Origin of the sequence: Streptomyces gossypii (assembly GCF_025165795.1) — a bacterium.
In the GTDB taxonomy this organism is placed as follows: Bacteria; Actinomycetota; Actinomycetes; order Streptomycetales; family Streptomycetaceae; genus Streptomyces; species Streptomyces gossypii.
Window position 1 is genome coordinate 1 of the sequence record NZ_JAJAGO010000003.1, and the last position, 13,299, is coordinate 13,299.

Annotated in this window: 13 protein-coding genes; 4 read left to right on the forward strand and 9 right to left on the reverse strand. The window is 72.0% G+C overall.

Annotation, left to right across the window (positions count from 1 at the left end; all coding sequences use genetic code 11):
* The 9 genes from LHJ74_RS06480 to ispH all read right to left on the reverse strand — a co-directional run.
* On the reverse strand, nucleotides 1-160 hold a 160-nt coding region (locus tag LHJ74_RS06480), incomplete at its 3' end, for a flavodoxin-dependent (E)-4-hydroxy-3-methylbut-2-enyl-diphosphate synthase (protein ID WP_511262217.1).
* Entirely contained in the window at nucleotides 160-2,061 is a 1,902-nt protein-coding gene (dxs, locus tag LHJ74_RS06485; RefSeq protein ID WP_311203266.1) for a 1-deoxy-D-xylulose-5-phosphate synthase, read from the reverse strand. The genes LHJ74_RS06480 and dxs, both read right to left, overlap by 1 nt.
* Nucleotides 2,062-2,063: 2 nt before the next feature.
* Nucleotides 2,064-2,522 (reverse strand): DUF6917 domain-containing protein, encoded by a 459-nt coding sequence (locus LHJ74_RS06490; protein WP_260216577.1) that lies wholly within the window; start codon nucleotides 2,520-2,522, stop codon nucleotides 2,064-2,066.
* A complete protein-coding gene (locus LHJ74_RS06495) occupies nucleotides 2,519-3,472 on the reverse strand; it encodes a Gfo/Idh/MocA family protein (RefSeq protein ID WP_260216578.1) in 954 nt (317 codons plus the stop codon). The genes LHJ74_RS06490 and LHJ74_RS06495 overlap by 4 nt, the downstream gene beginning before the upstream one ends.
* The gene (locus tag LHJ74_RS06500; protein WP_260216579.1) at nucleotides 3,469-4,641 is read right to left on the reverse strand and encodes an Ldh family oxidoreductase; all 1,173 of its coding nucleotides are present in this window, start codon (nucleotides 4,639-4,641) and stop codon (nucleotides 3,469-3,471) included. The genes LHJ74_RS06495 and LHJ74_RS06500 overlap by 4 nt, the downstream gene beginning before the upstream one ends.
* Before the next feature lie 39 nt (nucleotides 4,642-4,680).
* On the reverse strand, nucleotides 4,681-5,598 hold the full coding sequence (locus LHJ74_RS06505) for a sugar phosphate isomerase/epimerase family protein (protein ID WP_260216580.1): 918 nt from the start codon (nucleotides 5,596-5,598) through the stop codon (nucleotides 4,681-4,683).
* A complete protein-coding gene (locus LHJ74_RS06510; protein WP_260216581.1) occupies nucleotides 5,588-6,646 on the reverse strand; it encodes a Gfo/Idh/MocA family protein in 1,059 nt (352 codons plus the stop codon). The genes LHJ74_RS06505 and LHJ74_RS06510 overlap by 11 nt, the downstream gene beginning before the upstream one ends.
* A gap of 22 nt (nucleotides 6,647-6,668) precedes the next feature.
* Nucleotides 6,669-7,757, reverse strand: a complete 1,089-nt coding sequence (locus LHJ74_RS06515) for a polyprenyl synthetase family protein (RefSeq protein ID WP_260216582.1) — start codon at nucleotides 7,755-7,757, stop codon at nucleotides 6,669-6,671.
* Nucleotides 7,754-8,707, reverse strand: coding sequence for a 4-hydroxy-3-methylbut-2-enyl diphosphate reductase (ispH, locus tag LHJ74_RS06520; RefSeq protein WP_260216583.1), 954 nt, complete (start codon nucleotides 8,705-8,707; stop codon nucleotides 7,754-7,756). The genes LHJ74_RS06515 and ispH overlap by 4 nt, the downstream gene beginning before the upstream one ends.
* Nucleotides 8,708-9,121: 414 nt before the next feature.
* Here ispH and LHJ74_RS06525 point away from each other — a divergent pair, with 414 nt between their 5' ends.
* The 4 genes from LHJ74_RS06525 to LHJ74_RS06540 are packed head-to-tail and all read left to right on the forward strand — an operon-like array spanning nucleotide 9,122 to nucleotide 13,264.
* Nucleotides 9,122-10,294 carry a DegT/DnrJ/EryC1/StrS family aminotransferase gene (locus LHJ74_RS06525; protein WP_375546679.1) on the forward strand — a complete coding sequence of 391 codons (1,173 nt, stop codon included), beginning with the start codon at nucleotides 9,122-9,124 and terminating at the stop codon, nucleotides 10,292-10,294.
* Nucleotides 10,291-11,409, forward strand: a complete 1,119-nt coding sequence (locus tag LHJ74_RS06530) for a DegT/DnrJ/EryC1/StrS family aminotransferase (protein ID WP_260216585.1) — start codon at nucleotides 10,291-10,293, stop codon at nucleotides 11,407-11,409. Before LHJ74_RS06525 ends, LHJ74_RS06530 begins: the two co-directional genes overlap by 4 nt.
* 26 nt (nucleotides 11,410-11,435) lie before the next feature.
* Nucleotides 11,436-12,254 carry a class I SAM-dependent methyltransferase gene (locus tag LHJ74_RS06535; RefSeq protein WP_260216586.1) on the forward strand — a complete coding sequence of 273 codons (819 nt, stop codon included), beginning with the start codon at nucleotides 11,436-11,438 and terminating at the stop codon, nucleotides 12,252-12,254.
* Nucleotides 12,251-13,264: a UbiA family prenyltransferase gene (locus tag LHJ74_RS06540; RefSeq protein WP_260216587.1), complete on the forward strand. Its 1,014-nt coding sequence runs from the start codon at nucleotides 12,251-12,253 to the stop codon at nucleotides 13,262-13,264. Before LHJ74_RS06535 ends, LHJ74_RS06540 begins: the two co-directional genes overlap by 4 nt.
* Nucleotides 13,265-13,299 lie beyond the last annotated feature (35 nt).

The following is a 13,299-nucleotide window of genomic DNA, read 5'->3' on the forward strand; positions in this document are numbered from 1 at the left end:
TCGCGTTCACGTCGGAGGTGACGGTCGTGGTCATCGACTGGATGGAGACCGGCGCGTCACCACCGACGGCCACTGAGCCGACCTGGATCTGCCTGCTCCTCCGCCGGTCGGCGAGCTTGATCGGGACGGTCGGGGTGCCGAGCTCCACGGTCGTCGACATCACACAACTCCTTTGAGGGGGGACCGCATCATCCGGGCCTCGATCGATTCCATCGCCTGGCTGGCTATCTGCGAGGCCGTCAGTCCACACTCCTCCAACAGGGCCGCGCGCGTGCTGTGTTCGAGATAGCGCAGGGGCACCCCCAGCACCCGCAGTCCGGGGGGCGTCACACCGGCTTCGCGCAGCGCGGTGGCCGTCGCCTCGCCGATGCCGCCCGCCCGCAGCCCGTCCTCGACGGTCACGACCACGTCGAACCCGCGGGCGAGCTCCGCCAGACCGGGATGGACCGGGCTGACCCAGCACGGGTCGACGACGGTGCTTCCGATCCCGTGCTCGGTGAGCAGCCGGGCCGCCTCGACGCACGGCCCCGCCATCGCCCCGACGGCGATCAGCAGCACGTCCTCGCCCGTACGGACCAGCACGTCGATCGGCGGGGCGCCTCCGGCGCCCTCGATCCGGTCGACGGCCGGCAGCGCCGGGCCCAGCGCGCCCTTGGGGAAGCGCAGCAGCGTGGGCCCGTCGTCGATGTCCAGCGCCTCGCGCAGCTCCCGCCGCAGGGTGTCCCCGTCGCGGGGTGCGGCGATGCGCATCCCGGGCACGGACCGGAAGGCGGAGAGGTCCCAGATGCCGTTGTGCGAGGCGCCGTCGTCGCCGGTGACGCCCGCGCGGTCGAGCACGAAGGTCACCGGGAGCCGGTGCAGCCCCACATCCATGACGACCTGGTCGTAGGCGCGGTTCAGGAAGGTGGCGTAGACGCACATCACCGGGTGCAGACCGCCCATCGCCATCCCGGCGGCCGATGTCGCCGCGTGCTGTTCGGCGATGCCGACGTCCACGACCTGCGCGGGCCGGTCCTGCTGGAGCAGATGCACTCCGGTGGGCTCCGGCATCGCCGCCGTCAGCGCGATGACGTCCGGGCGTTCGGAGGCGACGGCCAGCAGCTCCTCACCGAAGGCCGTGGTCCAACTGGTTGTGGCGGCGCCCGGCTTGGTACCGGGAGCCGGTGCGGCCCGTACGGCGTGGAAGCGGTCCAGGACGTGCTGCTCGGCGGGCGCGTGCCCGCGCCCCTTCTCGGTGATGCAGTGCACGACGACGGAGCTGCCGAACGCCCGCGCCCGCGTCAGCACCGACTCGACGGCGCGCTGGTCGTGCCCGTCCACCGGACCCAGGTACTTCAGCCCCAGATCCTCGTACAGTGCCTGCGGGGTGAGGAAGTCCTTGAGGCCCTTCTTCGCGCCGTGCAGCGCCCGGTAGACGGTGGGCGCACCGCGCAGCGTCTCCTTGACCTGGCCGAGGAACTCCTCGTAGTGGCGGGAGGCGCGCAGCGCGGTGAGGTGGCTGGCGAGGCCGCCCACGGTCGGCGCGTAGGAGCGGCCGTTGTCGTTGATGACGACGACCAGCGGGCGGTCCGGGTCGGCGGCGATGTTGTTGAGCGCCTCCCAGGACATGCCGCCGGTGAGCGCGCCGTCGCCGATGACCGCGACGACGGTGCCCTCCTGGCCGCGCAGCTTCTTCGCGTGCGCGAGGCCGTCGGCGTAGGAGAGCGCGGTGGAGGCGTGCGAGTTCTCCACCAGATCGTGCTCGGACTCCTCCCGGCTGGGGTAGCCCGACATGCCGCCCGGCGTGCGCAGCGTCTCGAAGCTCTTCACACGCCCCGTGAGCAGCTTGTGCACATAGGTCTGGTGGCCGGTGTCCCAGACCAGCGGGTCGCGGGGTGAGTCGAACACCCGGTGCAGCGCGAGGGTCAGCTCGACGACTCCGAGGTTGGGTCCGAGGTGTCCGCCGTTGCGGGTCACGCGGTCGATCAGCAGCTCGCGGATCTCCTGGGCCAGCGGAGCCAGTTGGTCTTCGTCGAGTGCGCGCAGATCGGCCGGTCCGCCGATGCTCTCCAGGAGTCCCATGGTCAGGCTCCCGCCCCGGCTCCGGATCCGGCGCCCGCACCGGCGGGGACCCGCGCGGTCCGCTGCCGGAAGGAGAGGGCCCCGTCGGGCTTCAGGTCCAGGTCGGGGCCGGTCACCAGGTGCGGTGCGGCGATCAGGATGTTGTAGTGGTTCGGGAAGTGGCAGGAGTCGAAGCCCAGCACGGTGCCCACCAGGCTGTTGCCGTACCAGACCTCGTCACCGCGGTCGATCACTCCGGCGGCGTGGATCTCGACGAAGCCGAGGAAGCCCACCCGGTCCACCCGGGCACCCGGCTGCTGCTCCAACTGGTCGGTGGTGACCAGCTCGTGCACCTCACCGCGGCGTACGCAGCGGCTGGTGAACTCCTCCAGCCGCATGCCGCGGTCCTCCCTGCGGTGGGTGAGCACCTTCACCACGGTGCTGGCAACGACGCACTTGGCGCCGTCCTCGTGGGTGTTCACGTGGCCACTCCTTCCGACCGGTAGACGGCGTCGACCAGGTTGAGCGCGGCGAGCCCGCCGCGGGTGGACTCCGCCCCCGCCCGCAGCCTGGTCTCGAAATCCTGGAGCACGCCGACGTATTCGTGCCAGAGCGAGCCCTTGAACTCAAGGTGGCCCTTGAGCATGTCGGCCACCAGCCGCTGCCCGTCGGCGAGTTCGACGGTGACGTCCTTGACCTCGCCGTCGTAGGACCAGTCCAGCTCCACCCGGGCCGGTATGCCGTCCGGTGTGCGCAGCCGGACGATCGCCTCGCGGTCCGTGCCGTGCTCGTCACGGGTCACCTGGGCGCCGGTCAGCTCGACGTCCCCGAGGTACTGGCGCACCAGGTCGAAGGCGTTCGGGCCGTTGTCGGCCACGCAGCCGCCCCCGCAGCGGCGGGTGTCCAGATACCAGCGGTCGCTTCCGGCGTGCTCCTCGATGCGCTCCAGATAGCGGACGGTCAGCGCACGTACGGGATTTGCGGCGTGCGTGGTCCGCAGCTCCTCCAGCAGCCGCAGCACCTCGCTGTTGTAGCGCCGGTGGAAGGAGGTGAAGAGGGGCACGCGCCGGACGTGGGCCAACTCGGCGAGCGCCCGGCCGTCCACCAGAGTGGTGGCGAGCGGCTTCTCCACACAGACGGGCAGCCCGGCCTCCATCGCGTCCCCGCACACCGAGGCGTGCACGTCGTTGGGCACGTTGACGACCACCGCGTCCACGCCCGCGTCGGCCAGCATCTCGGTGTGGCTGGTGTAGCACTTGGTGCCGGCGCGGAACGGCTCCAGGGCCTCGGGCCGCAGATCGCAGACCGCGGCCAGGTCGAGCGAGGGCAGCTGCTCCAGGGCGGCGACATAGAACTTCGAGATCACGCCCAGCCCGATGAGGCCGATGCGGATCGGCGGTGTTGCCGGGGTCGGCTGAGTCGTCGCGGTCATCGGGCTCCTCCGGTGAGCAGCGGGGGCGCGTCGAGGCCGCGTTCGGCGGCCAGGGTCCGCAGCTCCTCGTAGCGTTCGGCGGCGAGCGGCACCCCGTCCCGGCGGTTGCGTTCGGCCGCGGCGGCCTCGGGGCGGCCGGGATAGCTCACCGGGCGCGCCGGGTCCATCGGCGGGCAGTCGAGCAGCGAGCCGAACAGCCCGTCCGCGTCGGCCCGTACGTCCTGCCCGGGGCGCAGCGTGCCGGGGGCGAGGACCAGTGCGGTGATGCCGATGTCGTCGTCCCGGCCGGTGGGTCGGCCGTCGCCGTCCAGGGCCTCGGGCGCGGGGCCGAATCCGGCGCCGGGGACCAGGGCGGCCAGCACCTCGACCATCAGGCCGAGACCGTAGCCCTTGTAGGCGCCGGTCGACGGGTCGCCGCCGAGCCAGCGCAGATAGCCGGTCCCCTCGTCGAGGGTGTGCGGGTCGGTCACCGTACGGCCCTCGGCGTCCTCCAGCCAGCCCTCCGGGACCGGCCGCCCCTCGCGGGCGGCGGCGCGTACCCGGCCGGTGGGCACCACGCTGGTGCTCATGTCCAGGATGTACGGCTCGTGCTCGCCCGCGGGCGCGGCGACGCTGAAGGGGTTGGTGCCGAGCATCGCGGCCCGGCCGCCCGGCGGCCGGAGGATGCGCTGGCCGCCGCAGTTGGAGGCGAGGAAGGCGACCATGCCGCGCTCGGCTATCCGGCCGGTGTGGAATCCGGCGCAGCCGAAGTGGGTGGCGTTGCGCAGGGTGACCATGGCGATGCCGGTGGTCTCGGCGCGGTCGGCGGCCAGCGTCAGCGCCTCGGCCGCGGACCACAGGCCCAGCGAGCGGCGGCCGTCCAGGAGCACGGCCGGGCCGGTGTCGGTGACCTTCTCGGGCTCGGCGAGCGGGTCGATGCGGCCGTCGTCCATCGCGGGCAGGTAGAGGCGGGTGAGATTGGTGAGGCCGTGCGAGGTCAGCCCGGTCAGGTCGCCGTAGACGAGCGCCTCGGCCGCCGTACGGGCGCGGCCGGCGGGCACGCCGCGGTCGCCGAAGACCTCGGCGGTGAAGGCGACCAGCGCCTCGTAGCCGACGGTCACGTCGTCCGGCCGGCCGGACGGGGACGCCGGCGTCGCGTGTGGGGTGTGGCCCCCGGAAGGGTTCGGCACAGAGGTGCTCCTCACGATGTCGGTCAGCGAGTCGGCGAGTCAGTGAGTGGGTGCCGGTGCGGCGGCGGTCAGCCCGGCGGCCAGCGCTTCGAGTTGGCGGCCGTAGCGCACGAACTGGGCTACTCCGTCGGGCGCTGCGTCCGCACGGCCCTCGTGCGGCCGTACAAAGAGGTGCGGTTCGATGGACCAGAAGCCGGTGTAGCCGTTGTCGAGCACCAGCCGCAGGCAGTCGGCGACGCGGCAGACGCCGTCGCCGGGCAGGGTGTAGACGATCTCTCCGCCCTCTCCGGCAGCTCCCGCCTCCCGGCGGGCGTCCTTGATCTGGACGTGCTCGACCCACGGCAGCAGGCCGGTCAGCATGTCGTACGCCTCGTAGCCGTACGCCAGGCCGTTTCCGGTGTCGAAGACCAGCCGGAGCGCCGGGCTGTCCACCTCCTCCAGCAGACGACGGGCGCGCGCGGCGTCGCTGCCCGCCCAGCCGGCGCAGTTCTCGTGCAGCAGGACGACGCCCGCGTCCTCGGCCCGCTCGGCGAGCTGCTTCATCCGGTGCCGCACCCGGCGGCCCCACTCCTCCTCGTCCAGCCCGCCCTCCGGGTCGTCGGGGTAGGACATGACGCGGATGTAGCGGGTGCCGAGTGCGGCGCAGCGCGGCGCCAGCCGCTCCAGCTCGGTCAGGTCGAGGGCGAAGTCACCGGTGATGGGGCGTGCCCAGTTGGCGATCCGGGAGTCCACACAGACGACTTCGAGGTCCGCCTCGCGCAGGGCCGCCGCCGCCCGGTCGAACGCGGCGTCGTCGAGGTCGGCGAGGCTGGTGCCGTCGATGTTCCGCAGTTCGATGGCTGACCATCCGAGCTCCTGATGGGCGCGGATCTGTTCACCGAGGGCCGGCGCCGCCTCGTCGCCGATTCCGGCGAAGCGGATTCCGGGTGGCGGCGGATGGCCGGTGTCAGGCGACATGGGAGACCTTCCTGCCGCTGTGCGGCCGGTCGTCGGGGCGTGGTGCGGCGGGAGTAGGGGTGGCGCGGCTCATCCGCTTCGCGTCGGCCAGCAGGTCCACCACCCGTGCGGCGAGGTGCAGTTCGGCACTCTGCTCCACGCCGTCCTGGTAGTCCCGGTAGATCTGTACGAGTTGGGCCGAGAGCGCGTCGTCCTGGAAGACCTCCCACTCCTCCGGGGCGCCGGGCCTGCTGATCCGCAGCTGGGCGTAGTGGTCGTCCGCGGTGTTGGGGTAGTGCCCCACCAGGTGGCCGCCGGAGAACTCCATGGCGATCCGCCGTTCCCGCAGCGGAGCGGTCAGGTCGGAGATGATGCGGCTCGTGACGCCGGAGTGGCGGAGGACGAGCTCGGCCCGTCCCATCTCCGGGATCACGGTGTCCCCGATGTGCATGTCGGCCAGCTCGGCGGAGATCACGCGGGCGTCCCCGGCCAGCCGCAGGCAGACGCCGAGGGAGTGCGGTGGTTCGATGTCGAAGGCGGTGGGGTGACCGGTGTCGGCAAGCGTCCGGCGCATCCGCGGCTTGAACTGGCGTATGTCGATCGAGCGGGGCTCGCCCAGCGTGCCGTCGGCGACCAGCTGGGCCAGCCGGGTGGTGAGCGTGCTGGCCAGCCAGGGTGCGACGACGGCGACTTCGAGTTTCCGGTCGGCGGCGAAGTCGACGATCTCGTGCGCCGTGGCCCGCTCGGCGGCCAGCGGCTTCTCCACGATCACCTGATGGAAGCCGGCGTCGGCAAGTTCGCGGAGCAGCCCCAGCCGGGCGACCGGCGGGGTGCACAGGTGCACCACCGTCTCGTCCGGGTCGAGCAGCGCCCGTGCCTCCTGGAGGGAGTTCACCAGGCGCAGGCCGTCGGCGGTCGAGGGCGGCGTCACGGCCATCGGGTCGAGGGCCAGGACCGGTGCCTCGGCGAAGAGGCCGGGGTGGCGGCCGGCGGCCCGGAGCTTGTCCAGTACGGCCCAGTGGAGCCCGAAGCCCGCCCGTCCCAGACCGATGATCAGTGTCCGGAGCATGTCTGTGGTGCCCTTCGGCTCGTCAGCGGTCCCGGTAGGCCACGGAGGTCGTCAGTTCCGTCAGCCGGGTGCGCCAGTTGTCGACAAGGGGTGCGTCGGCCAGCGCCTTGCGGGCGTCCTCGACGAGCTGCGCGATGCGCTGCTCGACGTCCTCGGCCACGCCGGTCTCGACCAGCAGCTCGCGCATCCGGTCGGCCTGCTCCGGCCCGGCCGGATGGGCGGCGAGGGCGCGGATGCGGTCGTCCCGGCGCACCCCCAGGCTCAGCAGGTAGCTCATCTTGAACTGCGCGAAGTCCAGCCCGGCGGGCTTGCCCGTGTCGGCGGAGGTGCCGAAGGCGTCGATCATGTCGTCGCGGAACTGGAACGCCTCGCCCAGCGGCAGCCCGTACCCCTCGAAGACGTCCGCGAGGTCGGTGCGTCCGGCCAGGGCGGCGCCCAGCTGGAGCGGGCGGTGGATCGTGTAGCGGCCCGACTTGCATACCGCGATCCAGCGGGACAGCTCCGGGTCGGCGACGCCCTCGGCGGCCACGGCGATGTCCAGGTACTGCCCGAAGGTGACCTCGATGCGCAGCTCGTCCCACACCGCACGGGCCTCGTCTTCGAGGCCGCGGGTGAACCGGTCCGCGTAGATGTGCGCGAGGTCGGCGGCGAGGTTGGCGATGCCCTCGCCGTAGCGGCGCGCCTCGCCGCGCAGGCCGCGCTCCGTGTGGTCGCCGATGTGCCGCTCGTGCGCGGTGACGGTGCCGCGCCGGGTGGGTGCGTCGTCCAGCACGTCGTCCCGCAACAGGGCGAAGCTGTGGAGGAGTTCGAGGGCGACGGCCGCGTCCACGGCCTTCGGGCACTCCGGGTCGCCGCCTGCCGCGAGGTAGCCCAGCAGGCAGAAGCGGGGCCGCAGCAGCTTGCCGCCCGCGAGGCTGAGGGTGGTCACGGCCTCCACGAGGGCGGCGCAGCGCGGGTCGACGGCGGCCCAGCGGTCCCGCTCGGCCGTCAGCACGGCGGCGATACGGCGCTCCACCTCCGCGAGTGCGGTGCTCAGCGCGTCATCGGGGGCGGTGGCGGTGGCGGCCGGGGCGCTGCTGGGCGGGGCGGCCGAGGTGGTCTGCACGGTCACGGGCTGTCCGCCCCTTTCAGTATGGAGGGCAGGCCGAAGACGATGTCCTCGGTCGCGGTCACTTCGGTCTCGACCCGTCCGTAGCCCAGGCCGGCAAGCCGCACCAGGAGTTCGTTGACGAGCGTGGACGGGGCGCTGGCTCCCGCGCTGACGCCGATGGCGTCCACGCCGGCGAGCCAGCTGACGTCCAGGTCGTCCGGGGCGGGCAGCAGGCGGGCCGGGGTCCCGGCGTCCTCGGCGACCTCCACCATGCGAATGGAGTTGCTGGAGTTCTCCGAGCCGATGACCAGCACGAGATCAGTGCGGGCGGCGACGGCCTTCACGGCGTTCTGGCGGTTCTGGCTGGCGTAGCAGATGTCGTCGGTACCGGGGCCGCGCAGGTCGTCGAAGCGCTCCTGCATGGCCTCGACGATGTCGCGGGTCTCGTCCAGCGAGAGGGTGGTCTGGGTGAGATAGGAGACCGGGGCGTCCCTGGGCAGGTCGAGCGCGTGCACCTCCTCGACGGTGGCGACCACGCGGGTGTGCTCGGGTGCCTCGCCGTAGGTGCCCTCGACCTCCTCGTGCTCCTCGTGCCCGATGAGCAGGATGATGCGGTCGGCCTCGGCGTAGCGGCGGGACTCCTGGTGGACCTTGGCCACCAGTGGACAGGTCGCGTCGACAACGGTCAGTTCGCGGCGCGCGGCGCCCTCGCGTACGGCGGGCGAGACGCCGTGGGCGGAGAAGACGCAGACGGCGCCCTGCGGCACGTCGGCCTCGGAGTCCACGAAGCGGGCACCGCGCTCCTCCAGATCGCGTACGACATGGTGGTTGTGCACGATCTGCTTCCGCACGTAGACAGGGGCGCCGAAGCGCTCCAGCGCGACCTCGACGATTTCGATGGCGCGGTCCACACCGGCGCAGAAGCTGCGGGGTTCGGCCAGTACCACGGTCTTGACGGTCCGGTCAGGCAATTTCGTCGAGCCACCCGTTTTCACCGGTATCTCTTCCGGTATCAAAGCCAGCACATCCTCTGTCGCCGCCGATAATTCGGCGCACCCGCGCACGGGCCGGATTCTTGGATTCGGATTCTCCGCACCCTGTGGGAACGTGGAAGGGCGATGCAGCTCGAATCTGATCCCCCGGGCCTTCTCATGTCAAGCACTATCCCTGGTCTGAGGGCGGCGGCGGACCAGGGAACCCGGCAGTCAATACCCCCTGAACTGGTAGTGTGCAGTCCTTTCTGAAATTCCCTAGCTGAAGCTTGTCAGCACGGCTTCTTCAGGCCATGGCAAGATATTGCTATTGCTGGTTATCGGGGGGATGGTATTAACTGTCCCATGCTTGCCGCACATCCGTATCTCCGTCGCCACACGGGGGATCGCTGAGTGATCGCCGCCACTGAATTAGGGATTCCGTTTTTCAACGGGGCCGAGGGCTTCGCGCAGTGCTGGCCTGACATCTCGCGCCACCTCGACGAAATGTTCGACAGCGGCAAGTTCTCGCACGGGCGCAAGGTCGCCGAGTGGGAGCGGGCCCTCGCCGAGTACACCGGTGCACGGCACGTGGTCGCGGTGAACAGCGGCACGGACGCGCTCGTCCTGCTGCTGCGCGCCTGCGGTATCCGGCCGGGCGACGAGGTGATCGTGCCGGCCTTCAGCTTCGTCGCCACGGCCTCCTCCGTCGTCCTGGCGGGCGGCACGCCCGTCTTCGCCGACATCGACCCGGTAAGCCACACGCTCGACCCGCGGGCAGCCGAGGCCGCCGTCACCCCCCGGACCAGGGCCCTCATGCCCGTACATCTCTTCAGCCGGCCGGCCGACCTGACCTCGCTCGGCGCCGTCGCGCGGCGGCACGGACTGACGCTCGTGGAGGACAGCGCGGAGGGCATCGGCATGCGCTGGGACGGGGTGCATGCCGGGCTGCTGGGCAGCGGCGGTGTCCTGTCGTTCTCCCCCGCCAAGACGCTCGGCGCGCTCGGCGACGCCGGGGCGGTGCTGACCGACGACCCGGAGATCGCCGCGCAGGTGTCGACCCTGCGCCACCACGGCCGGATCGGGCAGACCGTCGACAACATCGCCGGCATCTCCAACCTCTCCGGAGTCTCCGGCACCAACAGCAAGATGGACGACCTCCAGGCCGCCGTGCTGCTGGGCAAACTGCCGCAGCTGGACGCGGCGATCGCCCGCCGCGCCGAGCTGGCCCGCGCCTACACCGAGCGGCTGCGGGGCGTGGAGGGTGTGCTGCGGCTGCCCGCCGTGGTGGAGCGGGACGTCCCGGCCGACCCGGTCTGCTGCGCCTACGTGATCGAGGCCGATCGACGGGACGCGCTCGTCGGGCACCTCACGGCCCAGGGCATCGGAACCGAGGTCTACTACCCCACCCCGCTGCACCTCCAGCCCTGCTTCGCCGGACTCGGTAACCGCCTCGGCGACTTCGCGCACGCCGAGGCGGCGGCGGAGCGCACGGTCGCGCTCCCCTGCTACCCGGACCTCAGCACGGCGGCGGTCGACCGGGTCTGCGACGCCATCAGGCGCTTCTACGCGGCAAACGCCTCATGAAGGCCCTGCCCTTCTTCCCGCCGGACGTCTTCGAGGAGGACCGCGAGAAGCTGCTCTCCCTCGTGTACGAGCTGGGCACCGGCAGCGAGCAGCGGTTCGTCCTCGGTGACCAGACCGCCCGGCTGGAGCAGGCGCTGCGGGAGTCGACCGGCGCCGAGCATGTCATCGCCTGCGGGAGCGGCACCGGCGCACTCGAACTGTGCGTGCGCGCACTGGAGATCGGGCCGGGCGACGAGGTGATCGTGCCTGCCTTCTGCTGCCAGCCGGTGGCCAGCGCCGTCGCCGGCACGGGCGCCACCCCCGTCTTCGCCGACGTCGACCCGCACACCATGGTGCTGGACCCGGCGGCCGTCGAACCGCTGATCACCGCACGCACGAAGGCGCTGCTGCCCGCACACGTCTTCTCGGTGATGGCCGACATGGGGCGGCTCCGGGAGCTGGCGCGCAGCCACCGGCTCGCCCTGATCGAGGACTCCGCCGTCGCACAGGGAGCGGTGCTGGACGGGCGCCCGGCCGGACGCTGGGGTGATCTGGGCGTGTTCTCGTTCTTCCAGGTCAAGTCGTTCGGCACGGCGGGCGAGGGCGGCGTGGTCCTCACCGACGACGCCGAACTGGCCCGCGCCTGCCGGATGCTGCGTGATCACGGCCAGGACGGCGTGCACCGCTTCCTGCACCACCGGGTGGGGTTGAACAGCAGGTTCGACGAGGTGCTCGCCGCCTTCCAGCTGCACCGGCTGCCCGGCTTCCCGGACCGCCTGGAGCGGCGGGCGAGGATCGCCGACTACTACGCCGAACGCTTCGAGCCGCTCCGCACGCGGGGGGTGGCGGCCCCGCCGGCGGGCCGCAACGGGCGCTGCTACTACGTCTACTCGCTGCTCGCCGAGCGGCGCGAGGAGCTGCGTGCCTGGCTGACCGAGCGGCGGATCGGCACCCATGTCTATTACCCGGTCCCGCTTCCGCTCCAGCCCGCCTTCGCACCCTGGGCCCCCGAGGGCGCCCGCTGGCCGCATGCCGAGCGGGTCTCGGCGACCAACCTGGCCATCCCGATCTGGCCCCATCTGACCGACAGCGACGTGGAGTACATCGCCGACTCCGTCTGCGCGTTCGTCGCGTGACCGCGCGGCAGACCCTAGGAGGTGCCGTGACACGGCAGACCGAGTCAGCCCCCGCCGAGTACGTCTTCGACCCGGCATGGGAGAGGGAGACCGAGCGCCTGCGCACCAATGAGGCGATCTGGGACCCCGGCACCGTGGAACGGCTGGAGAAGCTGGGCGTCGGCCCCGGCTGGGCCTGCCTGGAGGCGGGCGCCGGGTCCGGCTCCATGGTGCGCTGGCTCGCCGACCGGGTGGGGCCCGGAGGGCGGGTGCTCGCCGCCGATCTGGAGATCGAGCGGCTCCGGCACCTGGAGGAGGCGCCCCAGGTCGAGTTGGCCGTCACGGATCTGCGCACCGACGAACTCCCCGCCGGAGCCTTCGACCTGGTGCACAGCCGGATGACGCTCCAGCATCTCCCCGACCGGGCCGGGGTGGTGGCCCGCATGGTGGCGGCACTGCGGCCGGGTGGGGTGCTCTTCCTCGAGGACACCGATTCCTCCACCCTCTTCCGCACCTTCCTCTCCGAGGACTTTCTCAGGGACGTCCGCGAGGCCGGATACGGGCTGATGCGCGCGTCGGGCCACGATCCGCGCGGCGGCCACGTCGACCTCCAACTGGCCCTCGCTGCCGGTCTGGAGGCGAGTGCGGAGGGCCGCACGGTGATGGTGCGGGGCGGTTCCGTACAGGCACGGCACTACATGCTGTGGCTGGAGTTCATGCGCCCGCGCCTCGTTGCCGCCGGGCTGGTGGACGAGGCGCGGATCGAGGCCGCGCTCGCGGAGATGGCCGACCCCGCGCACTACTGGCTCAGCCAGGTACTCATCAGCACCGTCGCCCGCAAGCCCGGTGCGGTGGCGGGCGCATGACCCTCGCCCGGTCACCGTCAGAGTCACCGTCACCGTCGCCGTCCACGTCCACGTCACCGTCGCAGTCGGAGCCGCCGCCGCGAGCCCGGGGCGTCGAGCGGGCCCGTGCGTACGGCAAGCTGGCGAAGCTCTCCTTCTTCGACTACTACCTGTGCGTGCTGGTCGTCGCGTCGCTGTCGCCCGGTGCGGTGCGTTCCGAGCCGCGCAGCTGGCTCGTCCTGCTGCTCTTCGACCTGGGCTGGGTCGGGGTGGTGGCCGCCGCCGTCACCCTGGACGATGTCACCGGTCTCCGCGACGGCAGCGACGCACGCAACTACGACCCGCGGCAGACGCTGCGCGCCCGGGACCGCAAGCCGCTGCTGGACGGCCGCATCCCGCTGCCGCAGGCGCTCCGCTTCGGCTGGGGCTGTGCCGTCGCGGGGGCCGCGCTGTGGGCGCTGGCCGCGGTGGCGGCGCCGCACACGCCCTGGTGGGTGTGGACCGCCGCGGCCGGGTCCCTTGTCATCAGCGTGCAGTACTCCTACGGCCTGAAGCTCAGCTACCGGGGCGGCCAGGAGGCGGTGATCTGGATCAGCACCGGCCTGTGCGTGCTGATTCCGTTCGGGCTGCTGAACGGCGGGATGACCGGGGCGGCCTGGCTGGAGTGCTTCCTCTTCGGGCTGTGGAGCCTGATGGTGTCGGTCTACTCCAACATCAACGATGTGGCGGGCGACCGGGAGGCCGGGCGGCGCAACCTCGCCACCAGCGTCCCACCGGGCGTCTACCGGTGGTTCATCGCCGTGCTCTCGCTCGCCGAGTCCGGGGCGATCGTGCTCGCCGCCGCGGTCGGCGCGGTGCCGCTCTGGTTCTGCGCCTTCCTGCTGCCGGTCGTCTGCCTGCGCGCCCGGCAGGCGTACGCGGGGCTGCTCGCCGGGCAGGAGCTGGCGGCGCGGCGGCAGGGCATCACCATCCACCGCTGGGGCGTCGCTCTGCTCGTCGTCGCCAACCTCCTGCTCGTGCACGGCAACTGAGCGGGCGCGGCGCACAGAGCGGCGCCGGGTGACAC

Excerpts from the sequence above, each read along its gene's own strand:
- LHJ74_RS06540 (WP_260216587.1), top strand. The coding sequence starts at position 12,251 with ATGACCCTCGCCCGGTCACCGTCAGAGTCACCGTCACCGTCGCCGTCC.
- LHJ74_RS06505 (WP_260216580.1), bottom strand. The coding sequence starts at position 5,598 with ATGTCGCCTGACACCGGCCATCCGCCGCCACCCGGAATCCGCTTCGCC.
- LHJ74_RS06530 (WP_260216585.1), top strand. The coding sequence starts at position 10,291 with ATGAAGGCCCTGCCCTTCTTCCCGCCGGACGTCTTCGAGGAGGACCGC.
- LHJ74_RS06510 (WP_260216581.1), bottom strand. The coding sequence starts at position 6,646 with ATGCTCCGGACACTGATCATCGGTCTGGGACGGGCGGGCTTCGGGCTC.
- LHJ74_RS06495 (WP_260216578.1), bottom strand. The coding sequence starts at position 3,472 with ATGACCGCGACGACTCAGCCGACCCCGGCAACACCGCCGATCCGCATC.
- dxs (WP_311203266.1), bottom strand. The coding sequence starts at position 2,061 with ATGGGACTCCTGGAGAGCATCGGCGGACCGGCCGATCTGCGCGCACTC.